The 23,320-nt window shown below is 65.7% G+C and carries 14 protein-coding genes and 1 pseudogene; 8 read left to right on the forward strand and 7 right to left on the reverse strand.

Annotated elements, in window-relative coordinates; genetic code table 11:
• Positions 1 to 8: 8 nt before the first annotated feature.
• Positions 9 to 1,337: an LLM class flavin-dependent oxidoreductase gene (locus F7R02_RS07475; protein ID WP_033484405.1), complete on the reverse strand. Its 1,329-nt coding sequence runs from the start codon at positions 1,335 to 1,337 to the stop codon at positions 9 to 11.
• Between the two features lie 68 nt (positions 1,338 to 1,405).
• Entirely contained in the window at positions 1,406 to 3,565 is a 2,160-nt protein-coding gene (locus tag F7R02_RS07480; protein WP_078590299.1) for a TonB-dependent receptor, read from the reverse strand.
• Between the two features lie 369 nt (positions 3,566 to 3,934).
• On the opposite strand from F7R02_RS07480, the gene F7R02_RS07485 reads away from it, so the two are divergent.
• Entirely contained in the window at positions 3,935 to 4,243 is a 309-nt protein-coding gene (locus F7R02_RS07485; protein ID WP_005915765.1) for a GIY-YIG nuclease family protein, read from the forward strand.
• Between the two features lie 45 nt (positions 4,244 to 4,288).
• Complete coding sequence (locus tag F7R02_RS07490; RefSeq protein ID WP_003488653.1) at positions 4,289 to 4,996, forward strand: glutathione S-transferase; 708 nt, start codon at positions 4,289 to 4,291, stop codon at positions 4,994 to 4,996.
• A 233-nt stretch (positions 4,997 to 5,229) separates the two neighbouring features.
• Here F7R02_RS07490 and F7R02_RS07495 read toward each other — a convergent pair whose 3' ends face one another.
• From F7R02_RS07495 to F7R02_RS07515, 5 genes are all read right to left on the reverse strand, one after another.
• Complete coding sequence (locus F7R02_RS07495; protein WP_078590277.1) at positions 5,230 to 6,048, reverse strand: DUF3014 domain-containing protein; 819 nt, start codon at positions 6,046 to 6,048, stop codon at positions 5,230 to 5,232.
• A 341-nt stretch (positions 6,049 to 6,389) separates the two neighbouring features.
• Complete coding sequence (locus F7R02_RS07500) at positions 6,390 to 7,556, reverse strand: lysozyme inhibitor LprI family protein (RefSeq protein WP_078590300.1); 1,167 nt, start codon at positions 7,554 to 7,556, stop codon at positions 6,390 to 6,392.
• Positions 7,556 to 9,157: a SulP family inorganic anion transporter gene (locus F7R02_RS07505; RefSeq protein WP_078517263.1), complete on the reverse strand. Its 1,602-nt coding sequence runs from the start codon at positions 9,155 to 9,157 to the stop codon at positions 7,556 to 7,558. The genes F7R02_RS07500 and F7R02_RS07505 overlap by 1 nt, the downstream gene beginning before the upstream one ends.
• Positions 9,158 to 9,294: 137 nt before the next feature.
• Positions 9,295 to 10,359, reverse strand: a complete 1,065-nt coding sequence (locus F7R02_RS07510; protein WP_033484408.1) for an XAC2610-related protein — start codon at positions 10,357 to 10,359, stop codon at positions 9,295 to 9,297.
• A complete protein-coding gene (locus F7R02_RS07515; protein WP_167520986.1) occupies positions 10,326 to 10,799 on the reverse strand; it encodes a DUF3574 domain-containing protein in 474 nt (157 codons plus the stop codon). Before F7R02_RS07515 ends, F7R02_RS07510 begins: the two co-directional genes overlap by 34 nt.
• A 227-nt stretch (positions 10,800 to 11,026) precedes the next feature.
• Here F7R02_RS07515 and F7R02_RS07520 point away from each other — a divergent pair, with 227 nt between their 5' ends.
• The 6 genes and pseudogenes from F7R02_RS07520 (at position 11,027) to F7R02_RS07555 (ending at position 23,298) form a co-directional block, all read left to right on the forward strand.
• Positions 11,027 to 13,462, forward strand: a complete 2,436-nt coding sequence (locus F7R02_RS07520; protein WP_016850698.1) for a TonB-dependent receptor plug domain-containing protein — start codon at positions 11,027 to 11,029, stop codon at positions 13,460 to 13,462.
• A 221-nt stretch (positions 13,463 to 13,683) separates the two neighbouring features.
• Positions 13,684 to 14,442, forward strand: a complete 759-nt coding sequence (otsB, locus tag F7R02_RS07530) for a trehalose-phosphatase (RefSeq protein WP_078590278.1) — start codon at positions 13,684 to 13,686, stop codon at positions 14,440 to 14,442.
• A 48-nt stretch (positions 14,443 to 14,490) separates the two neighbouring features.
• Positions 14,491 to 16,269, forward strand: a complete 1,779-nt coding sequence (locus tag F7R02_RS07535; RefSeq protein ID WP_011052108.1) for a glycoside hydrolase family 15 protein — start codon at positions 14,491 to 14,493, stop codon at positions 16,267 to 16,269.
• Complete coding sequence (gene otsA / locus F7R02_RS07540; RefSeq protein WP_003488630.1) at positions 16,266 to 17,633, forward strand: alpha,alpha-trehalose-phosphate synthase (UDP-forming); 1,368 nt, start codon at positions 16,266 to 16,268, stop codon at positions 17,631 to 17,633. The genes F7R02_RS07535 and otsA overlap by 4 nt, the downstream gene beginning before the upstream one ends.
• Positions 17,634 to 18,272: 639 nt before the next feature.
• Positions 18,273 to 20,710: pseudogene (locus tag F7R02_RS07545) on the forward strand (glucose/quinate/shikimate family membrane-bound PQQ-dependent dehydrogenase).
• A gap of 719 nt (positions 20,711 to 21,429) precedes the next feature.
• A complete protein-coding gene (locus F7R02_RS07555; protein WP_078590279.1) occupies positions 21,430 to 23,298 on the forward strand; it encodes a methyl-accepting chemotaxis protein in 1,869 nt (622 codons plus the stop codon).
• Positions 23,299 to 23,320 lie beyond the last annotated feature (22 nt).

Here is a 23,320-nt window from a genome sequence, read left to right on the forward strand (position 1 = left end):
CCGGTTGATCAGCGTGCGCTGAAGCGATTGACGGGGCGTTGCAGCCCCAGATGATCGCGCAGCGTGCGCCCGGCATATTCACGCCGGAACACGCCACGTCGCTGCAGCTCCGGCACGACATGCGCGGCCACATCGGCCAGGCCACCGGGCAGATGCGGCACCAACACGTTGAAGCCATCGGCAGCGCCCTGTTCGAACCAGGCCTGCAGCTCGTCGGCGATCTGCGTGGGGGTGCCGATCAGGCTGTAATGGCCGCGCCCGCCCGCGATACGCCGGCCGAGCTGGGCGATGCTCAACTGCTCCTGTCCCGCCAGTTCGGTGAACAACTGCTGGCGGCTGCGCTGGCCGGTTTCGGTGAGCGGTAAATCCGGCAGCGGGCCATCCGGCGGATAGGCCGACAGATCGAAATTGCCCAACATGCGCGACAGCAATGCGATGCCCACCGCCGGTTCCACCAGGTCCTGAAACTGCTCGAATTTTTCCTGCGCTTCGGCCTGGCTCTGGCCCACCACGATGAACACACCGGGCAACACCTTCAACGCATCGCGTGAGCGACCGAACTGGTCCAGCCGGCCCTTGAGGTCGGCATAGAACGCCTGTGCCTTGGCCAATGACGACTGCGCGGTGAAGACCACCTCGGCAGTCTCGGCGGCCAGCGCACGCCCAGGCTCGGACGAACCGGCCTGCACCAGCACCGGATGCCCTTGTGGGGCGCGCGCAATATTGAGCGGGCCACGCACCTGGAAATGCGTGCCGCGGTGATCCAGCACATGCGCCCGCGCCGGGTCGTGATGCAGGCCGGCGGCCTTATCCGCAATGAACGCATCGTCGTCCCAACTGTCCCACAGCCCGGCCACCACCTGCTGGAATTCGCGCGCACGCGCATAGCGCTCGGCGTGCACGTAATGCGCATCGCGGTTGAAATTCAGCGCTTCATCGGCGGCGTCGGAGGTCACCAGATTCCAGCCGGCACGCCCGCCGGAGAGATGATCCAGCGAGGCGAACTTGCGCGCCACGTGATACGGCTCGTTATAGCTGGTGGTCACGGTGGCGATCAGACCGATGCGCTCGCTCACCACTGCCAACGCGCTGAGCAGGGTGAGCGGCTCGAACAGGCTGGAACGCGCCATGCGCGAGGCCACCGGCCCACCGGCCGCAGCCAAACTATCGGCAACGAACACCGCATCGAACTTCGCGGCTTCGGCAATGCGCACCATCTCGCGGTAATGGTCGAACACCAGCGTGTCGGCACTGGCCTGCGGATGCCGCCACGCCGCCACATGATGGCCGGTGGCCATCAGGAATGCGCCCAGCGACAGCTGACGTGGCGCGCTCATCGCAGCGGACCGCGGACGGCAGCCATGTCACTGCTCACAGCAACATCAAGAAACATCACACCCATTCGTCAAAAATCCTTATGCACTTGCAGCCCGACATAACGCTGATCGTCGCGTGGCACCAATCGATAGACGTTGCCGGTCGCATTGGCCAGCAACGGTGCATACGCGCGGTCGCCGAGATTGCGACCCAGCACCGCCACCCGCCAGCCATGCAGATCGTCGGCCAACGCAATGCTGGCATTCCAGATTGCGTAAGGGCCCTGAATGGTTTGTGCGGTCTGGCTGAGGTCGTACTGCACGCTGTCCTGCCAGCTCACATCGCCGTTGAATTCCAGCGCCAGACTGCCGCGCAACGGCACGCGATAGGCCGCGCGCAGGTTGCCCTTCCAGTCCGGCGAGAACGGCAACGGCTTGCCATCCACGTTGCAATTGGCTGCCGCAGCTGCCGGGCAGGCGAAGCGCTGGATGCGTGCCTGCGTATAGGCCAGCGACGCCGCCAGGCTAAGCCGCTCGGTGGGCCGATACTCCAGATCCAGCTCCACATCCTGCGTGCGCACCTGCCCGGCGTTGATCAGGCGCGTCACCACCTGCCCGGCCACGGTGTCGAAGAAGTTGGCCTGGTAATTGGCGTATTCGGTATGGAACAACGCCACGTTCGCACTGAGGCGATCGTCCAGGGCGCGCGCCTTCAGGCCCAGCTCCCACGCGTTGGAGGTTTCCGGCTTCAGCGCCGGCGTATCGCGCGGCTGCATGTTGAAGAACACGTTGTAGGCCGGGCCCTTGTAGCCGCGCGAATACGTGAGGTAGCCGGTGGTTCGCGCATCGACGTCGTACTGCAGCCCGGCACGGCCGGAGACGCCGTTGTCTGCGGTGCTCCCGCTGCTGGCGGTGGCGGGCTGGATACCGGTGACCGCGCTTGCAGATGTGGACACGCGCTGGTGTTGATAGTCGAGCGTGTCGCGGGTGAAGCGCGCGCCGAGCAAGGCGCGCAGATCCGGACGCCAATGCCAGGTGGCCTCGCCGAACGCTGCATAGGTTTCGGCCCGGGTATCGTAATCGGCCACGCCCACGTTGCTTGCGGTCGGCGAGGTCACCGTGCGCTGGTAGGTTTCGTCGCTGCGCGCGTGCAGGTAGTACAGGCCGGCCACCGCTTCCACCGCACGGTCGCGCGGCGTCTCGATGCGCACTTCCTGCGAGTATTGCGTATACCCCAGATCGCCACGGTCGTGCGAGGACGGAAACGTTGCGCTGCGTTGCGCGGTGCGGTCGCCATCCTGGAATTGGGTGTTGTCCCACTGCCGCCAGGCGCTGATCGAGGTCAGCAGCGCATCGCCGAGCTGCTGGTCCAGCTGCAGCGAGGCGCCCTTGTTGATGTCGTCCAGGTACGTGCGGTAATCGCTGTTGATCTGCCGGTTGTCGTCCCTGGCGATGACCGGTGCCAGCGCCGCGGCGAAGTCGGCACGCGTGCTGTCCACCACCACACCGCTGGGCGCGTCGCTGTGCGATTGCAGGTAGTCGGCCAGCAGCGTCGCGTTCAAGCCAGGGTTCGAGCTCAGGTCCAGCCGCAAGCGCGCGCCGGCGCGGCGGTAGCCGTTGACGGTCTGGCCGTCGGCCACATTGCGCACGTTGCCGCCGTACTCGGCCCACAATGCCGACACGCTGGCCTTGAGCAGCTCCGGCACCAGCGTGCCGCCGACGCTGGCACGCAGGCGGTCTTCGTCGCCGCCACCGAAGTGCGAATAATCCACATACCCGCCGAATACCTCCGGCGCCGGCTTGCTGACGATATTGAGTACGCCGGCGGAAGCGTTCTTGCCGAACAAGGTGCCCTGCGGCCCGCGCAGTACTTCGATGCGCTCGACATCGAGCAGATCCAGCGTGGCCTGGCCCGGCCGGCCCAGCACCACGCCATCGATCACGGTGGCCACGCTGGGCTCCACGCCCGGCGAGGTCGAAATGGTGCCCACGCCGCGCAGGAACAACGAGGTGTCCTTGTTGGAAGCACCGGTGCGGAAGGTCAGGCTGGGCACCAGCGCCGGCAGGTCGGCCACGTTGTTGCGGTTCTCGCGCTCCAGCGTTTCGCCCTGCACCACGGACACCGCCAGCGGCACTTGTTGCAAGGTGGTTTCGCGGCGCGTGGCGGTGACGGTCACCGCCCCCAGGGTCTGCGCCGTGCGCTCCGGCGCTGCGTCGGCATCGCCCGCTTCGTCGGCAACGGCCGGCATGCAGGCGCATGCCAGGCTCCATGCCAGCAACTGCGGTGTGCCCCACCATCTGGAAGCAGAAACGATGCCCGCCGGGCTCCGGTGTCGCGCAATCATTGACGTCCTTTTGTAGGGGCTGGTTGGTGCGCAGCGTCGCTGCGGCCGGCATGCGCCGTAGGGTCGCCGCGCCGCGTGGTTTACGTACCGGCAGCCAAGCCGGTCTCGACCGCGCAATGCAATACGGCATGCTGTTTGCCGGCGTCGCGAGCGTCAAATAACCAATGTTTAGGTGGTTATTCACCCCCGCGGCGGATCGCGCCTGGCCGGCAGCCGGATAGCCCGTCGCGCAGCCACGCTGCGCAAGCCCAGGCGAGTGGCGATAATGCGCGGATGGATGCACTCAAGCCCTGGCACCTCTACCTGCTGCTGTGTCGCAACGGCAGCTACTACGCCGGCATTACCAACGATCTGGAGCGGCGCTTCCAGGCGCATCTGCGTGGCACCGGCGCACGCTACACGCGCGCCAATCCGCCCGTGCAGATGCTCGCCAGCCACCCCTACCCGGACCGCGCCAGCGCATCACGCGCAGAGTGCGCACTCAAACGCCTGCCGCGTGCGCGCAAACTGGCCTGGCTGCAGGCGCAGCCGCGCACCGTCCACGAGTCACAACCTGCTGACGCGTCGATCACGCGCGTCTAGCCGGGAGTTTCCTACGCTGCGCTGCCCTCGATCGCGGAGCCGCGCATGCACTATCAACTGTACTACTGGACCGGCCTGCAGGGCCGCGGCGAGTTCGTGCGTTTGGCCCTGGAAGATGCTGGCGCCGCCTACACCGATGTGGCGCGGGTGCAAGGCGACGAGGTCATGAATGCGTTTCTGGAAGGGGAACACGCAGGTGCGCAGCCGTTCGCACCGCCTTTTCTAAAAGCGGGTGACATCGTGGTGGCGCAGGTCGCGGCGATCCTGCACTTCATCGGGCCGCAGCTGCAATTGGTGCGCGATTCGGAGCCGCAGCGCCTACAGGCGCTGCAATTGCAGCTGACCATTGCCGACCTGGTGGCCGAGGTGCACGACACGCACCACCCGATTGCGACTGGCCTGTATTACGAAGACCAGCAAGCCGAGGCGGCCAAGCGTGCGAAGGACCTGCGTGAGAACCGCCTGCCCAAGTTCCTGGGCTATTTCGAGCAGGTACTGCAACACGCCGGGGGCACGCATGTGCTCGGCACGTATTCGTACGTAGACCTATCGCTATTCCAGCTGGTCAGCGGCCTGGAGTACATGTTCCCCAAGCGCATGGCGACGCTGGCAAAAAACGTTCCAGGGCTGAAGGCGCTGCAGCAGCGCGTGGCCCAACGGCCGCGTGTTGCGGCCTATCTGGCGTCCGAACGACGTGTGGCTTTCAACACCGATGGCATCTTCCGTCATTACCCGGAGCTGGATGCGGCATAGGCAGCGGCGCCGGTCGCCTCGGTCGATGGTAGTACGCGAGCGCCACATGAGGGTGTGCCGCGGGCCGTATTGCTGATTGCTGATTGCTGCTTCCGATCATGCAGTAAAACCGCCCGCCGTCGATCGCGCTGTGCAGCATGAGTCGATGTACCCACGTACTCACTTATGTGCGAAAGCCGCACGGCAGTCTGGCCTGCGGGCTTTGGCGTCAGAGGAGTGGGACGCCAGCGGCCTCAGCGCCCCTGCAGCAGGGCCGTGCGAATCCGCTGCAGTTGCGTTTTGACTGCTGTCGCCTGCGTCGGTCCCAGCCGCAGCAGCGCCTTCTGCCCCACCGACAGCGACTCCAGCGATGGGGCGACGAATCGGTAGCGGCCACGTTCGTCGCGTTGCACGGCGATCGGCTGCGTCGGCTCGGGCGTGCGCAGCAGGTGGTCGATCACATCGACGACGCGGTCGTTGAAGTAACGATCCGGCGCGCCCAGATCCGCGTACGCCTGCTGAAACAGTGGATAAAAGCGCACATAGCTGCGCGCCATGGCTTGCGCGTCCACGCCGGTGAACGCGGCCACGTAAGGTGCATAGCGCGCCGCATTGGCCTGATCGAGCACCTGATGATCGCCGCTGCCAGAGACCTGCAACTCGCCAGGCACCGGCTGCAACACCGAGGCACGGCGGCTGATACTGGGCTGGGTGAGATTGTCGATCATCACCACCACGCGTTCGATCAGGTGCTTGCGCAACACGATCGACAACGCGTCATCGTCCTGCACCAACGCCAGCAGCGCTTGCCACGCGGCAGCGTCGCTTTGCGCCAACGCAGGAACTGCAGCATCCGCAGCGTCGGCCGACGCTGCCGGCACCGGGTGACGTGGCTCGCTATTTACGGGCGTCGGCTGCGGGCTGACCGCGGCGGCCACAGCACTGGCGGTACGGCTGATGGGTGCAGGCAAGGTGCCCTGCGGATCGGGCGGGCCGCTGAACAACCACCACGCGGCGCCAGCGATCAATGGGACCGCCAACAACCACGGCCAGCGCGAGGATTTGCTTTGCATCGTGGAACTCCTGACATCGACAACATCCCAAGGTGTGACCGTGGGATGCTGCGGTGGTTCCATCGATTTACGGTGTCGCTCGTTTAGCCGCTTGAGTTGGGGCGTAGCGCGATACGCTCGCGATTTCCGGAAAACGCAGCGGCCGGCTCGCCGCTGTGTGTGGGAAGTCCTACAGTTCGACCAGTTCAATTGGTCCTTGCCTGCCCGCTATCGCGGCACCTTATGCAGCATGGATGCCGCCAAGGAGCTACAGGGACGGACTTGCAGCGTGTCCTGCGATGGTGGGCGGGCCAGGGCCCGACAGCGAACCGGAAGAACCTCCGCTGCGCGATCCACTCCACTTAGCCCGCGAAATCCAACCGCGCATTCACCCAGGCCGCGACAATGGCAGCGGCAACCTGTTCGGCCTGCCTGGCCGGCATGCGCTTTTCGCTTGCCAGCCAGGCGGCTGTCTCTGCGCGCACCTTGGGCAACAGCGCGCGCACGGCGTTGCGCTCGGCTACCGGCCAGTCGCTGTCCTCGCCGGACCACGCAGCAATCACCTGATCCGGATCGTTGCCGTAGCGCTTGCGCAATTCCGGCTGCAGATACAATGCCGGCGACACGGCAGCGCGCAGCGCGATGATTTGCCACTCCGCGTAGCTGGCGTAGCGAATGGTGCCCGCGTCCTTGCTCAAGGCTTCGATCAGCCCTGCGAACCCGGCATCCAGCTGTTTCCAGCTCGGTCGCGCGAACAGCCCACCAGGCGGCTCGCAGATCGGCGCGAAACTGTCGCGTATCGAGCCATAGAGCGGACCGAACGCGTCATAGGCCGGCTCGCCCACTGCAGCGAAGATGAAGCAATGCACATACGGCCGCTCCGAACGATCCTCGCGCTCGATCCACATGCGCAACAGGGTCAGCACACGCTGTTGCTGTTGCATGGCAGGCGCGCCATCCACATCGTCGAGCAAGGACGCCGCGAAATCGTCGGTCTTGCGTAGCGCCTTGCGTGCGCTTTCAAAACGCACGTTCGCCAACGCCGCATCCACGCCTGCGGCAGGCACGAAGTGATGCAGATACGCCAGCCATGCCGATGCCAGCGGCGCGTCGTAGCCCTGCAATTGGCGCGCAGCGTCCGCTGGCGTTTTCGGGATGCTGGCGATGATGCGGTCCAGCGTTTGCTGCTGGGCGTCGAGTGTCTTGCCCAGCGCATCGACCCTGGCCTTCAAACTGCGTTGCAGGCAGTCATCCACCTTGGCGTCCTGCGCGCAGGCATTGCGCTGGCGCAACCAGGCGCGTTGCTGATCGCGTACTGCGGTGAGCGAGTCACGCGGCGCGGTATCCAGCACGCCGCGATACGCCTCATCCAGTTGATCGTCCAGTTGACCGAGCGCAGGCACGGCGCACAGCCGCCGTTCCACCGGCGTACCCGCCTGTTTGCAGTCGAACGATGCCGACCATGCGGCGCCAGCGCTCAGCACTAACGCACTACCCACAATGCACCGCACAACCCGCATCCGACCAATCACTGCAACGCCTCCTTGCGCGCTGGCAGCAGCGACAGCAACAGCAGCGTCGCCGCCAGGGTCACATAGGCACCGACGAACTGCCAGCTGATCACCCGCGCCAGGCCTTGCAGCGACCACGGCAGATAGATGCCGCCGCGCGGGTCCACCGAATGGATCAGGCCGAACAGGGTCAGCCCGGCAGCCACCAGCAGGAAGACCGCGCCGCGTCGCAAGCGGCCATCGATCATCGCCGCCACCGTGGCGATCCACAGCATCGCGGTGATGATGAAGCCATTGCCCAGCGCGAAAATGACTGCCAGCTCCGGCAGGCCGTGGCCATCGACCTTGGTGGTCAGCGCGACCAGCTGATCCGGCGCAATCCAGCCCGGCGCCTTGATGGTCAGCAGGTACGCGACCGACGGCAGAAAGCCCAGCACCATCGCGCCGGCGTGCTGCTTGGGCGTGGCCTGAAATGCCTGGGTGGTGATATCGATGGAGACATACACGATGATCGGCGCCAGCACGGCCAGCGGCAGCCATTGCACCAGGCCGCTGATCACGCCAAGCATGCCACCGATCCCGACGAACACCCCGGTCAGCAGCGTATAACCGGAGCGCGCGCCCATGTGTTTGTACGCGGGCTGGCCGATGTACGGCGTGGTCTGCGCGACGCCGCCGCAGACGCCGGCCACCAGCGTGGCCAAGGCTTCCACCAGCAGGATGTCGCGGGTGCGGTAATCGTCGCCTGCCGCGCGCGCGCTCTCGCTGACGTTGATGCCGCCCACCACCATCAACAAGCCGAACGGCAACAGCAACGGCAGGTACGCCACCGTGGCCGGCAGGCCGTCGATAAAGCCCAGCGTCGGCAGCGGCAGCACGATCTGCGGCGGATTCCACGCCGGCAAGGCGAAGCCAGGGGCACCCCATCCCGCCAGGCCAAGCCCGTAATACAACGCGGTGCCGATCACGAACGCCACCAGCACGCCGGGCAATTTGGTCGGGAGGCGGCCCTTGGCGAGCAGCACGTACAGCAGCAGGCCCAGGGTGACGAAGCCGGCCACCGGCGAACGTAGCGTTTCCAGCAACGGCAACAAGCCCATCAGCACCAGCGCGATACCGGCGATGGAACCGAGCAAGGCCGCACGCGGCAGCGCGCGCGTCACCGCTTCGCCTGCGAACGACAGCACCAGCTTGAGCAGGCCTATCACCACCAACGCGGCCATGCCGAGTTTCCAGGTGGCGATCGCGGCGGCCTGCGGGTCCAGCCCCTGCGCCTTGAAACCGGCAAATGCCGGGCCGAGCACCAGCAGCGCCATGCCGATGCTGGTGGGCGCGTCCAGGCCCAGCGGCATGGCGGTGACGTCGTCGCGCCCGGTGCGCGCGGCCAGCCGCCGCGCCATCAAGGTGTACAGCAGGTTGCCCACCAGCACACCGAATGCGGTGCCGGGGAACATGCGCGCGAATACCACCTCGGCCGGGAACTGGAAGATGCCGACCAAGGCCATCGCGATGAAGCCGAGGATGGACAGGTTGTCGACCACCAGGCCGAAGAAGCCATTGAGATCGCCAGCGACGAACCAGCGCGGCGGGGCCGCAGGACGCGAAGAAGGAGCCGACATGAGAACCAAGGAAGCGTGGGGGTCGGCCGATGTTAGCCGCTGCACTGCAGGGGCGACAGCGGCGCGGTGGATCAGAGCGTGTCGTGGCCAGAGGCCATCGGGCTGTCCGCGAGCAGGCAGCCCGGCGCCATCGCCCGCTACTGCATCGCCGCATCCACATCGATCCAACCCACGCTGTCGCTGCGGCCGGCACTGCGATAACGCACCTGCAGCCGCGCGCCATCGGCGCTGACGTCCAGCGCATCGGCCTGATCGCCGCGCACCAGATAGCGTTTGGTGGCGGTGGCCGTCGGCGTGGCGTACAGCGGCAAACGCGTCACCTGTACGTGCAGTTGCACCGGCATGGGTTCCTCGAGCGTGGTGCCGATTTCGCTTGCCACCTTGACGCCACGCGGGTCGTACATCGGCCACACCGACAACGGCATGCCATCCTCGCTTCCCGACTCCAGCAAGGTCTGGATCTGCGGCGACTCGATCCGCTGCTGCGTCCGCCAAACGTACAACCGCCCGCCAGCGTCGTAGCGGTAGACATCGGCATACCACATCGGCCCGCCGCGGCAGGAACTGGTCAGGCTGCGCTGCTGTTGATCCGCAACCAGATTGAAGAATCCTTCGCACTGCACCGCCGGGCGCGTCGGTGCAGCGAGCGCACGAAAGCGGCGCCGTGCAGGATCGAACACAAAGACCCAGACCGCCTCGTTGACCTGGCCCAGCATTGCCGACACCGCAAGATCCGGATGCCCGTCGAAGTTGTAGTCGTCGCTGCGCAACTGCACGCCGCCTTCGCCAGCGTCCACATTCGCGTCGAACCACTGTTCGGCATCGCCGGGAGACAGCACCACATGCAGGCGCTGGCCGACCAAGGCGGCGGTCGCATGGGTCTGCGCATCCAGCGTTAAGCGAAGGCGTGTGTCGTCTGCCGCAGCGCCGAACGCCAGCCCGCCTGCCATCGCAATCAACAATGCGCGAGCGGCGCGGATGGAAGGCAAATGCAACGAGGTGAAGCACATGCGCAGCTGGTTCGGAACAGTGGGCAAACACTCGCACCCCGGCTGCGCACGCGATGGGCGCCAATGCCGAAGGACGCGCGACAGACGCCGATCGACGCTGGTGAGCGTGGCGGCCGGCAACCGCACGGACCTGGCAGTGCGCAAGCCAGCCAGCCGACTCAGAACGAGACCTCCACCGGCTGCCGCGACCACAGCACCGACTGGTGCCCGGTGGCCTGCTTCCAGGCCAGCCGGATCGCTTCGATGTCGTTGCGCCGTTGCGGGGTGTCTTCGTGCAGGATCACCAGTACCTTGGTCCCCAGCCGGTTCGGCTCCTTGGCGCCGCGGAACAACCATTGGCCGTAGGCGTCGAACACGGTCAGGCCATCCGGAAAGCGCGGTGTCACTGCCTTGTCCAGAAACGCGCGCCACTGGGTTTCGTCGATGGTGCGAGTCTGTGGGCGGTCGGCCGGGCCGGATTCTTCGCCCACGCCGAAATACAACTCGCTGCGCACCCAACCCCGTGCCGCCGCTGGCCGCGCCGCATCGCCCTGCAGGCTGGCAGTGGTCGCGGTCGGCGTGACGCCGGGCGTGGTGGCGCAAGCGGTCAGCGCCAACATGGCGGCAAGCAGGCAAGACGGCAGCAACTTCATCGACTTCTCCACAAAAGATCGGGGGGCGGGCGCAGGATTGGGGGGCAGACTCATGCAAGTCCGATATCAGCTCATGCTGTCGCGCACGCACTGTGCCATCTCGCACCGCCCTGAACAACGCGATAACATTTTTCCATCCGGATGAATGTGGACAATCCGCCCCCTTGCGCCCAGCCCGGCCGGATGCCGACCGCGCGGCGCGTTGCAGTTGCAGGAGAGAGAACAGCATGACCCGCCCCACCCTTTCGGTGATTGGCATGGCTATCGCCGCCGTGCTCAGCGCCAACGCGCAAGCCCAGCAGGCCGATGCCGGCGCCACCACCCTGGACACCGTGATCGTCACCGGCACCCGTGCCAGCGACCGCACCGTGCTGGAATCCACCGTACCGGTGGACGTGCTCACCGCCGAAGACATTCGCAAGGCCGGCGTGGTCAACGGCGAGCTTGGCAGCGCGCTGCAGGCGCTGCTGCCCTCCTTCAACTTCCCGCGTCAGTCCAACTCCGGTGGCGCCGACCATATCCGCGCCGCGCAGCTACGCGGGCTCTCACCCGACCAGGTGCTGGTACTGGTCAATGGCAAACGCCGCCACACCTCGGCGCTGGTCAACACCGACAGCAAGATCGGCAAGGGCACCACGCCGGTGGATTTCAATTCCATCCCGATCAACGCGATCAAGCGCATCGAAGTGCTGCGCGACGGTGCCGGCGCGCAATACGGCTCGGATGCGATTGCCGGCGTCATCAACGTGATCCTGGACGACAACCCCGAGCGCGGCGAACTGGAAGCCAGCTTCGGCGCCTATAACACCGATGTCGCGCCGATCGACCGCCGCGTCACCGACGGCCAGACCAGCTATGCCAGCGCCAAGGTGGGCACGCTGCTGGGAGACGACGGCGGCTTCTTCAAGGTCGGCCTGGAGCTGAAAAACCGCGAGGCGACCAACCGCGCCGGCTTCGACCAAATTCCCTCGTTCGAAGAACAGACCCCGGCCAATCTGGCGCTGCGGGGCCAGCGCAATTACGTGCTCGGCGATGGCGCCACCAAGGGCCTGAATGCCTGGCTCAACAGCAAGGTTCCGTTCAGCGCCAACGGCGAGTTCTACGCTTTCGGCACCTACAACCAGCGCGATACCGAAGGCGCCAATTACTTCCGTTACCCGGACAGCAGCGCCAACTGGCGCGAGATCTATCCCAACGGCTACCGCCCGATTTCCGAAGGCGAGAATCGCGACCTGCAACTCGTGGCCGGTGCGCGCGGGCAATGGGGCAATTGGGATTACGACGCCAGCGTCAACTACGGCCGCAACGACTTCACCTACCGGCTACGCAACTCGCTCAATGCATCGCTGGGGCCCGGCAGCACCACACGCTTCAAGACCGGCGACTTCGCCTTCGCGCAAACCGTGGGCAATTTCGACCTGACTCGCGTGTTCGACGCCGCCGGCGCTACCCATACCTTCGGTACCGGCGCCGAGTTCCGCCGCGAGCAATACCGCACCCACGCCGGCGACCCTGCCAGCTACGCGGCCGGCCCGTTCACCGATCGCCCCACCGGCTCGCAGGCCGGCGGCGGGCTCACTCCGCAGGACGAAGCCGACCTGTCGCGCAACGTGGCCAGCGCCTACGCCAACGTCTCCAGCCAGTTCGGCGACAAGTTTTCGACCGACCTGGCCGGCCGCTACGAGCATTACCAGGATTTCGGCAGCCAATGGACCGGCAAACTGGCCGCGCGCTATGCGTTCGCACCGGCCTTTGCGCTGCGTGGCGCCATCTCCAACAACGTGCGCGCGCCTTCGCTCAGCCAGATCGGGTATGAAGCCACGTCCACCGGTTACGACGCCGCCGGCCGCCTGACCCAGGGTCGCCTGCTGTCGGTCAACAACCCCATCGCGCGCGGACTCGGCGCCACCGATCTGAAGCCGGAAAAGTCGGTCAATTACAGCCTGGGCTTCACCAGCAAGGTGGGCGATCACTTCGACGTGTCGCTGGACTTTTTCCAGATCGATATCGACGACCGCATCGCGCTGTCCGAAGACATCACCGGCGATGCGCTGACCAGCTTCGTGCAGCAGAACTACGGCGTCACCGGCGTGCAGAGCGCCAGCTATTTCCTCAACGCCGCCGACACCCGCACCCGCGGTGCCGAGCTGGTCGCCAACTGGCGCCAGTACGCCTTCGGCGGCGACCTGCTGCTGACCGGCACCTACAGCTACGCCAAGACCGAGCTGGAAAACATCATTGCCACCCCGGCCCAGTTGCTTGCATTGAACCCGGAGTACGTGCTGTTCGGCGTGGAAGAAAGCAACACGCTCACCGACGCCGCACCGCGCACCCGCGCCTCGCTTGCCGCGAACTGGAGCAACGAGCACTGGAACCTGCAGACACGCGTCAACCGCTACGGCAGCGCCACCCGCGTATTCGATTTCGGTGGCGGCTTCGTGCCGCGCCAGACCTACGGCGCCGAGTGGCAACTGGACCTGGAAGCCGAATACCACCTGGGCACGCAATGGACGCTGGCCATCGGCGGGCAGAACATTCTGGACAACTACTCGGACCGTTCCATCGATGACATCGCCTACTTCGGCAACCTGCCCTACGACGTGCTCTCGCCGATCGGCAGCAACGGCGCGTATTGGTATGGGCGGGTGCGGTACTCGTTCTGAGCAACAGCGTTGAGCCCCTCTCCCCTCGGGAGAGGGGTTGGGGTGAGGGTACGGGCGAAGCCTCGCGTCATAAGTCACTACAGGAGGCTTCGCCCGTACCCTCATCCTCCCCTGCGGGGCACCTTCTCTCCCATGAAGGAGGACAATGCCCCAGCGGGAGAAGGAGCAATCCCCGCCGTTCCATAACCTGAATCTCACACCCCATTGCGCACACTAGCGCAATGGCAGACGCGCAATCCCCCCTACCGTCGCCGCCATTGCTGGACGATGCCTGTGCATTGTTTCTGGACGTGGACGGCACCCTCATCGACTTTGCCGACCGCCCCGAGGCGGTGCAGCTATTGCCCGACGTGCGCGAGGCCATCGGCCTGCTGAGCGAGCGCCTCAAGGGCGCCGTCGCACTGGTCAGCGGCCGGCCACTCGCCCAGCTGGATGCCCTGTTCGCTCCCTTGCTGCTGCCGGCCGCCGGTCTGCACGGGCATGAGCTGCGCAGCGATCTCGCGGCACGCGCGGCAATGCCCCAAGACACGTCCCAGTGGCTGCACGGCCTGCATCAACGCGCCGCGGCGCTGACCCACCGCCACCCCGGCGTGCTGGTCGAAGACAAGGGCGCCAGCGTGGCGCTGCACTGGCGCGCCCGGCCGCAGGCCGGCCCCGAAGTGCTCGCCTTCGCGCAGCAGGAAATCGCACAGCTTTCCGGCTATCGCCTGCAGCCTGGCGACCACGTGGTGGAATTCGTTCCCGAAGGCAGCAACAAGGGTCTGGCGGTCGAGCAGCTGATGCAGCACGGCACCTTCGCCGGTCGCACGCCGGTGTTCGTCGGCGACGACCTTACCGACGAATTCGGCTTCGACGCCGCCAACCGGCTCGGCGGCTGGAGCGTGCTCGTCGGCGATCGCGCGCAGACCAGCGCGCGCTTTCGCGTCGGCGGCACCCCCGACGTACATGCGTGGTTGCAACGCAACGCACGCAGCCGCTGAGCACAGCGCACCTGCTCTCATTCACTTCAACAGGATCGTTTGCACTCCATGACCGAGCCAAACCTGGATCTGGGCGTCATCGGCAACTGCAGTTTCGGTGCATTGGTCGATCGTCAGGCGCGCGTGGTGTGGAGTTGCCTGCCGGCATTCGACGGCGACCCGGCCTTTTGCACGCTGCTTTCGCCCAAGACCGAAGGCGGCGATTTCGCCGTGGAACTGGAAGATTTCGCCAGCAGCGAGCAGCACTACCTGCCCAATACCGCTGTGCTGCGCACGGTATTGCGCGATCGCCACGGTGGCGAGCTGGAAGTCATCGACTTCGCGCCGCGCTGGCGCAACAACGGGCGCTTCTATCGGCCGGTCAGCATCATCCGCCAGATCCGGCCATTGAGCGGCAACCCGCGCATCATCGTGCGCGCGCGCCCGCTGGCCGACTGGGGCGGCCGCACGCCGGACACCACCTGGGGCAGCAATCACATCCGTTGGGTGTTGCCGGAATTCACCTTGCGCCTGACCACCGATGTGCCGGTGCGCTTCGTCCGCGACGGCTTGCCGTTCGTGCTCAGCCATCCGGTGAGTCTGGTGCTGGGCGTGGACGAATCGCTGACCCGCTCGCTCACCGGTTACGTGCAGGAAGCGCAGGAACGCACCGAAGAATACTGGCGCGAATGGGTGCGCTACCTGTCCATTCCACTGGACTGGCAGGAGGCGGTGATTCGCAGCGCGATCACGCTGAAGTTGTGCCAGTACGAAGACAGCGGCGCGATCATCGCGGCGATGACCACCTCGATTCCGGAAGCGCCCAACACGCCGCGCAACTGGGACTACCGCTATTGCTGGCTGCGCGATGCCGCCTTCGTGGTGCGTGCGCTCAACCGGCTCGGCGCAACCCGCACGATGGAGCAGTTCATCGGCTACATCTTCAATATCGCCACCACCGACGGCACCATGCAGCCGCTATACGGCATCGGCTTCGAATCGCAGCTGGAAGAACACGAAGTGGACACCATGGCCGGTTACCGCGGCATGGGCCCGGTGCGGCGCGGCAACCTGGCGTGGATCCAGCAGCAGCACGATGTCTATGGCAGCGTGGTGCTGGCGTCCACGCAGCTGTTCTTCGATCTGCGCCTGAAGGATCAAGGCGATGCGGATACCTTCCGCCGGCTTGAGCCGCTGGGCGAGCGCGCCTATGCATTGCATAACGTGCCCGATGCCGGCCTGTGGGAATTTCGCGGCCGCGCCGAAGTGCATACCTACACCGCCGCGATGTGCTGGGCGGCATGCGATCGCCTGTCCAAGATCGCCGACCGTCTGGTGCTGCCCGAGCGCAGCACCTACTGGCGCGAACGTGCCGACGGCATCCGCGAGCGCGTGTTGAACGAGGCCTGGAGCGAGGAGCGCGGTCATTTCACCGACACCCTCGGCGGCCACCGGCTGGATGCCTCGCTGTTGCTGCTGGCCGATATCGGCATCGTGGCCAATGACGACAGCCGCTTCGTGCGCACGGTCGAGGCGGTCGGTCGCGTGCTCAAGCACGGCGATGCGCTGTACCGCTACATCGCACCGGATGACTTCGGTGAGCCGGAAACCAGCTTCACCATCTGCACCTTCTGGTACATCGACGCACTGGCCGCGATCGGGCGCAAGGACGAGGCACGCGAATTGTTCGAGCGCATCCTTTCGCGCCGCAATCACCTGGGCTTGCTGTCGGAAGATCTATCGTTCGAGGACGGCGAAGCCTGGGGCAATTTCCCTCAGACCTATTCGCATGTTGGCTTGATCATCGCAGCGATGCGCTTGTCGCGGAGCTGGCAGGAGGCGTCATGAGTCGTTTGGTGGTGGTATCCAACCGCGTTGCGGTGCCCGGCGAGAACCGCGCCGGTGGCTTGGCGGTTGGCTTGTTGGCAGCGCTCAAGGAGCGCGGCGGTGTGTGGTTTGGCTGGAGCGGCAAGACCGTGCGCGGCGACAGCGGCGGCATGCACGAGCAGACCGAAGGCGACATCACCTTCGTCACCATGGACCTCAACAAGCGCGACATCGATTCGTACTACAACGGCTTCGCCAATCGCACGCTGTGGCCATTACTGCACTTCCGCCTGGACCTGGTCGATTACGACCGCGCCACGCGCGAAGGCTACATGCGCGTCAATCGGCTGTTTGCCGAAAAACTCGCGCCGCTGCTGAAAGACAGCGACACGCTGTGGATCCACGACTACCACATGATTCCGCTCGGCGCGATGCTGCGCGAGCTGGGCGTGGGCTGCAAGATGGGCTTCTTCCTGCACGTGCCGATGCCGTCGGCCGATCTGGTGCAGGCCATGCCCGATCATGCGCGTTTGTTCAGTACCTTCTACGCATACGACCTGGTCGGCTTCCAGACCCAGCGCGATGCCGAACGTTTCAAGGCCTATGTGCGCCTATTCGGCGGTGGCCGCATTCTGGAAGGCGATCTGGTGGAAGGCCCGGGTGGGCGCCGCTTCACCGCCTCTTCGTTCCCGATCGGGATCGATACCGACCTGATTGCCCACCAGGCCAAGGCCTCTGCCGGCAAGCAGGCGGTGCGTGATCTGCGCGAAAGCCTGCGTGGCCGTCAGTTGGCCATCGGTGTGGACCGCCTGGATTATTCCAAGGGATTGCCGGAGCGCTTTCAGGGTTTCGAGCGCTACCTGGAGCGGTATCCGGATCAATCCGGCAGCCTGACCTACCTGCAAATTGCGCCGGTTTCGCGCGGCGATGTCACCGAATACCGTCAATTGCGCAGCCAGCTCGAACAAATCGCCGGCCACATCAACGGCGGACATGCAGAGCCAGACTGGACGCCGCTGCGCTACGTCAACCAGAACTTCAGCCATGCCACGCTGACAGGCTTCTATCGTGCGGCCTCGGTGTGTCTGGTCACGCCATTGCGCGACGGCATGAACCTGGTTGCCAAGGAATTCGTGGCCGCGCAGGACCCGGCAGACCCGGGTGTGCTGGTGTTGTCGCTGTTTGCAGGTGCAGCCGACGAAATGAAGGAAGCGTTGCTGGTCAACCCGCACGATCTGGATGGCGTGGCTGACGCGATCGCCACAGCGGCAAGCATGCCGCTGGCAAGCCGCATCGAACGCTGGCACGCGATGATGGATCACCTGCGCAAGAACAACATCAACCACTGGCGCCAGCGCTATCTGCAAGCGCTCTCTGAGGTGTAGAGCGACGACCCGTCTCCTACCGGGACTTGTCCTCCTTCAGGCGGACAAGGTCCACAACAGGCAGAGGACGACATGGCCGCCATCAGCGTGAAGCCTGCGATTTCCAGGGCGTTTGGCTGCCCGACGCCGACGCATTGAGCAGCTGCGCCCCCTGACCATGCGAACCCTGATTGCAGTGGGAAAAGACGTCGGAGGTCGACAGTGTGCAGGTGCTGTGCAGGTGCGATCGACGCGGCAGTAACCGGCCACAGCACGTGCGCCGCAACGCTCTGCCCTGCAATCGCGGGCGCGCTCAGCGCAAGCGCATATCAACTCAGGTCTGCGGGCCGCCGCGCACACTGCAAAGCGTTCAACATCCGCATGTTTCCAGTGTGCCAAACGTGCAGGTTGGAACGCTGGTTCCTATTCCGTCACGGACAAAGGGCGTCCCGGGGTCTAAAATATTCACATGATTAGCGCTGAGGACCCTGGGAGGGGCTGCGCGTTCATAGCGTTCGACGTGCGTATCTAGATCCGGGCCGCGTGATGGCGCCTGCGATCGCTCTCCCTCCACGACTCGCCACCGCTCGCTGGTGCCTGAGTCCTTCCTGACATCTCAAAATGACTGATCAATCCTCAAAACGTGGGCTAGGCACCTGGTTGCTGGTGGCCTATGCCGTGGTGATCGCCGTGCTTGGCGCGGTGCTCGCCTACCAGGGCGGCCGCCTGGTGGCCGTGGGCGGCTCCTGGTATTACCTGATCGCGGGTATTGCCCTGTTCCTGGCGGGCGTCCTGCTCGCGCTGGGCAAGCGCGCCGGGCTCTGGCTGTTTGGCGCCACGCTGGCCGGTACCATCGCCTGGGCGCTGTGGGAAGTGGGCCTGGATGGCTGGGGCTTGGTGCCGCGCCTGGCCATGATGTCGGTGCTGGGGCTGGTGCTGCTGCCGTTCTGGGGGTGGCGCGTCGTCGCATGCAGCCGTTGTCCGGCCTGAGCTATGCGCTGGTGACCGGCGTGCTGCCAATCCTGGGCGCCGCGCTGATCCTGTGGCCGCTGCTGATGCCGCGCAATGTCGAGCTGGCCGATGCCTCCAAGCTGCCGGCCGACAGCGCCACGGCCTTCAGCCGCGGCACCGTGCCCAGCCCCGACGGCAACGTCGCGGCCAATCATGACGCCAGCAACTGGACCTCCTATGCGGGTTCCAACCTGTCCAACCACTACACGCCCGGCGCGCAGATCACCCCGGGCAATGTGAAGAATCTCAAGGTGGCCTGGGAATTCCACACCGGCGACCTCAAGCCCAAGGACTCCAAGCTGGGCTACGCCTTCCAGAACACCCCGCTCAAGGTCGGCGACCTGCTCTACATCTGTACCCCCACCCAGAAAGTGATCGCGGTGGAAGCGGCCAACGGCAAGGAGCGCTGGCGCTTCGATCCGCAGACCAACCCAAAGGCGATGGCGGGTGTGGCTGCCACCACCTGCCGTGGCGTGTCGTACTACCAGGCGCCCGAAGGCACCGCCGAGTGCCCGACCCGGATCTTCTGGCCGATGGTCGATGGCCGCCTCGGCGCGCTGGATGCGCAGACCGGCAAGCTGTGCACCAGCTTCGGCAACAACGGCTATGTCGATCTGAATGCGGGCACCGGCAACACCAAGCCGGGCTTCGTCGGCCCCACCTCGCCGCCGGTGGTGATGCGTGGTGTGGTGATCCAGCCGACCGGCCAGGTCCGCGATCGTCAGGAAGGCGATGCGCCGTCCGGCGTGGTGCGTGGCTTCGATGCGCTCACCGGCCAGCTGCGCTGGGCCTGGGACCTGGGCAACCCGGCGATCACCGCCGAGCCGCCGGCCGGCCAGACCTACACGCGCTCAACCCCGAACGTATGGTCGCTGATGGCCGCCGACGACGAGCTGGGCCTGGTCTATCTGCCCACCGGCAATGCATCCGGCGACTTCTTCGGCAAGGGCCGCACCCCGCAGGACGAGGAATACACCGCCTCGCTGGTTGCGGTGGAGGCCGCCACCGGCAAGGAACGCTGGCACTTCCGTACCGTCAACCACGACCTGTGGGACTACGACATCGGCCCGCAGCCGAACCTGGTCGATTGGCCGGTCGCTGGCGGCGGCACGCGTGCTGCGGTGATCCAGGCCACCAAGTCCGGCCAGGTGTTCGTGCTGGACCGCGCCACCGGCGAGCCGATCATGCCGGTCAAGCAGATTCCGGTACCGCAGGGAACCGACCACGGCGACTGGACCGCCGCCACGCAACCGATCTCGCCGGGCATGCCCAACACCGTGGGCGCGCCGAGCCGTGAGTTCGAAAAGATCATCGAATCCGATGCCTGGGGCATGACCCCGTTCGACCAGTTGGTCTGCCGTATCCAGTTCAAGCAGCTGCGCTACGAAGGCATGTTCACCCCGCCCACCCTGCAGGGGTCGCTGGCCTTCACCGGCAACCACGGCGGCATCAACTGGGGCGGCGTTTCGGTGGACCTGCAGCGCGGCATCATGGTGATGAACAGCAATCGCCTGCCCTACACCTTGCAGGTGTATACCCGCCAGAAGATGGACGAGCTGGGCGTGGTGTCGGTGTTCGACGGCAAGAGCAAGACCCCCGGCTACATGGCGCAGAAGGGCCTGGCCTACGGCGCCCGCAAGGAGCCGTGGATGTCGCCGCTCAACACCCCGTGCGTGGCACCGCCGTGGGGCTACATCGCCGGTGTGGACCTGCGCACGCAGCAGGTGATCTGGCGTCGTCCGCTGGGCACCGGTTACGACCAGGGTCCGATGGGCATCCCGTCCAAGACCAAGTTCGAGATCGGCACGCCCAACAACAGCGGCTCGCTGGCCACCGCTGGCGGGGTGACCTTCATCGGCGCGACCCTGGACGACTTCATGCGCGGCTTCGACACCCGTACCGGCAAGCAGGTCTGGGAAACCCGCGTCCCCGCCGGGCCGCAGGCAGCGCCGATGAGCTACACCATCAACGGCAAGCAATACATCGTGGCCGCTGTCGGTGGACACGACCGCATGGAAACCAAGTCGGGCGACAGCGTCATTGCCTGGGCCCTGCCCGACGATGCGCAGGCCGCGCCTGCCAAGTAACGGCAGTGCTGGAAGCCTCATGCGGCCAGGCGGTGCGCTGATGCGCACAAGCGCATGCAGTCTGCACTGCATCGGCCGCTGCGCCTCACCCGCCTGGCAGCGCTCTGGCGCATGGGCTACCTGCCGTCGGTCCAGGGCCGACGGATGCACCAGTCAAAACCGGTCGTCGCGAGACGGCCGGTTTTTTTATGCGCGCGCTTCACGGGGCGGCGAAGGCACATCAGGTCGAAGCCGGCGATGTCAGCCGAGCGTATGACGCGCGGCCGAGGCGCACTGGCTCTCAAAGCTGAGTTTCAGACGTCCGGACCCAGGCCGAGCTCCGAAGCCGGCGATCCCACGCAACAGTCCAAAGCCTGCGCGACTACAAATCCAGAGCGCACCCTGCCGACAACCGAACCAGCCCCACGCTCGGATGGATGTGTCCGTTCCAAATTGCAGGTCGCTGACATTGCCGGGCATGCGCGCAGGCATTTTTCACGCGAAATTTACAATCGAGTCGTCGTGGTGGGTCGTTTGATCGCACCCGGCGCGCTTACCCGGTGCACTGGAATCGCTTTCGTATCAATGACATCAGGCTATTTCGCGACCTGGTTGCCATATTCCGACGAACGGCGTCTTCACATCATCATGATTCGGACTCAGCCGCCGATACCCCAATTGCAGGCCATGGACTGCCGATGCCGCTCCCCCTTCTCAGATCACCCAGCTGGACTCAGCCTATGTCGCTTGCACACGATGCCGCCCCCGTCGTCCAACCGCCCACCGGTCGGCACGTTGCGCGCGCCACCTGGACTGCATGGCTGCCCGCTGCTGCGCATATCGGGGTACTGGCATTGCTCGCCTGCTACGCCGCCACGCTGGTACCCTGCGGCTTCCTGAGCGGGCTCGGACGCCTGCTGCCCGCCCTGTTGGTGCTGGGCGCGGCAAGCGCCGGGCTCTGGTGGTGGTCGCGCCGTCGTCACGACACGCAGTTGCAGCAGGCAATGCGTGCGGTGGTGGCGATCGGCGACGGACGCACCCAGCGTCTGGACCTGCGCAACGCCTCCGGCGACCTCGCACCGTTGCTGCACGCGCTGCAGGATGCCCAGGACAAGCTCGCCATCCGCATCGATGTGATGGAGCAAGGCCTGCGCCATGGCCAGTTCGTGATCAAGGCGCTGGACGATCTGGACACCATGATCCGCATCGCCGACGACGATGGCCAGGTGCTGTTCGCCAACCGCAAATTGCTCGCCATGCTCAAGCTGATCGAGCCGGATGTGCAGAGCTTCCGTCCCAGCTTCCATGCCGAAGGCTTCGTCGGCGGCAGCATCGGCGACATCTATCCCGACAGCCAGGCCGCGATCGACCGCATGCGCGCGTTGAATGCCTCCAAGGCCGTGCGTGCGCCGTTCTTCGGCCGCCAGATCGACTTCGTCTACAGCCCGATCATCGCCGCCGACGGCACCAAGCTCGGCACCATCGCGCAGTGGATGGACGTCACCGCGCAGGTCAACGCCGAGCAGGCACTGATCCAGATCATCGACGCCGCCTCCGCCGGCGATTTCAGCCGCCGCATGCAGATCGACGGCATGGACGGTGTGCTGCTGACCCTGGCGCAAGGCATCAACCGCATCTACGACTCGGTGGAAACCCATCTGGCCGCATTGGCGCGCGTGATCGGTGCGCTGGCCGAAGGCGACCTCACCCAGCGCGTGGACGGCGATGCGCACGGTATCTTCGCGCGCTTGCGCGACGACACCAACCAGACCGTTACCCGCCTCACCGAGATCATCGGCGGCATCCAGGCCGCATCGGACACCATCCGCCAGGCCGCGGTGGAAATCGCCGCCGGCAACATGGATCTTTCCGAGCGCACCGAGCAACAGGCGGCCAATCTGGAAGAAACCGCAAGCTCGATGGAAGAGCTCACCTCCACCGTGAAGCAGAACGCCGAGAGCGCGCTGCAGGCCAATCGCCTGGTCGTCGGCACCGGCGACGTGGCGCAGAGCGGCGGGCAGGTGATGGACGAGGTGGTCGCCACCATGAGCCAGATCAGCACCGCCTCGCGCAAGATCGGCGAGATCATCGGTGTGATCGACGGCATCGCGTTCCAGACCAACATCCTGGCGCTCAACGCCGCGGTGGAAGCCGCGCGTGCCGGCGAACAGGGCCGAGGCTTTGCGGTGGTTGCCTCGGAAGTGCGCGCACTGGCGCGGCGCTCTGCCGATGCGGCCAAGGAGATCAAGACGCTCATCGCCGACTCCACCGACAAGGTGGAGCTGGGTTCGGGCCTGGTGCACCGCGCCGGCGCGACCATGCGCGAGATCGTCGGCTCGGTCAAACACGTCACCGACATCATGAGCGAGATCACCTCGGCCAGCGCCGAGCAGTCCAGCGGGATCGAGCAGGTCAACCGCACGGTCGCGCAGTTGGATGAAGTGACCCAACGCAACGCCGCGCTAGTGGAAGAAGCCACCGCCGCTGCGCGCAGCCTGGAAGAACAGGCGGTGGAACTGGCCGATGCGGTCTCGATCTTCCGCCTGCAGTCCGACGCCCGCCCCGGCGCCTCCAACATCGCGCGCGCCAGCTTCCACAACGCGGCATAAGCCCGGCATGCGCAGCCATTCG

This window comes from Xanthomonas cissicola (assembly GCF_008801575.1).
Classification (GTDB): domain Bacteria; phylum Pseudomonadota; class Gammaproteobacteria; order Xanthomonadales; family Xanthomonadaceae; genus Xanthomonas; species Xanthomonas cissicola.

What these genes read in the sequence shown, in the direction of transcription:
- F7R02_RS07520 (WP_016850698.1), top strand. Translation starts at nt 11,027, where the DNA reads ATGACCCGCCCCACCCTTTCGGTGATTGGCATGGCTATCGCCGCCGTG.
- F7R02_RS07475 (WP_033484405.1), bottom strand. Translation starts at nt 1,337, where the DNA reads ATGAGCGCGCCACGTCAGCTGTCGCTGGGCGCATTCCTGATGGCCACC.
- F7R02_RS07485 (WP_005915765.1), top strand. Translation starts at nt 3,935, where the DNA reads ATGGATGCACTCAAGCCCTGGCACCTCTACCTGCTGCTGTGTCGCAAC.
- F7R02_RS07495 (WP_078590277.1), bottom strand. Translation starts at nt 6,048, where the DNA reads ATGCAAAGCAAATCCTCGCGCTGGCCGTGGTTGTTGGCGGTCCCATTG.
- F7R02_RS07535 (WP_011052108.1), top strand. Translation starts at nt 14,491, where the DNA reads ATGACCGAGCCAAACCTGGATCTGGGCGTCATCGGCAACTGCAGTTTC.
- otsA (WP_003488630.1), top strand. Translation starts at nt 16,266, where the DNA reads ATGAGTCGTTTGGTGGTGGTATCCAACCGCGTTGCGGTGCCCGGCGAG.
- otsB (WP_078590278.1), top strand. Translation starts at nt 13,684, where the DNA reads ATGGCAGACGCGCAATCCCCCCTACCGTCGCCGCCATTGCTGGACGAT.
- F7R02_RS07490 (WP_003488653.1), top strand. Translation starts at nt 4,289, where the DNA reads ATGCACTATCAACTGTACTACTGGACCGGCCTGCAGGGCCGCGGCGAG.
- F7R02_RS07555 (WP_078590279.1), top strand. Translation starts at nt 21,430, where the DNA reads ATGTCGCTTGCACACGATGCCGCCCCCGTCGTCCAACCGCCCACCGGT.
- F7R02_RS07515 (WP_167520986.1), bottom strand. Translation starts at nt 10,799, where the DNA reads ATGAAGTTGCTGCCGTCTTGCCTGCTTGCCGCCATGTTGGCGCTGACC.
- F7R02_RS07480 (WP_078590299.1), bottom strand. Translation starts at nt 3,565, where the DNA reads ATGCCGGCCGTTGCCGACGAAGCGGGCGATGCCGACGCAGCGCCGGAG.
- F7R02_RS07505 (WP_078517263.1), bottom strand. Translation starts at nt 9,157, where the DNA reads ATGTCGGCTCCTTCTTCGCGTCCTGCGGCCCCGCCGCGCTGGTTCGTC.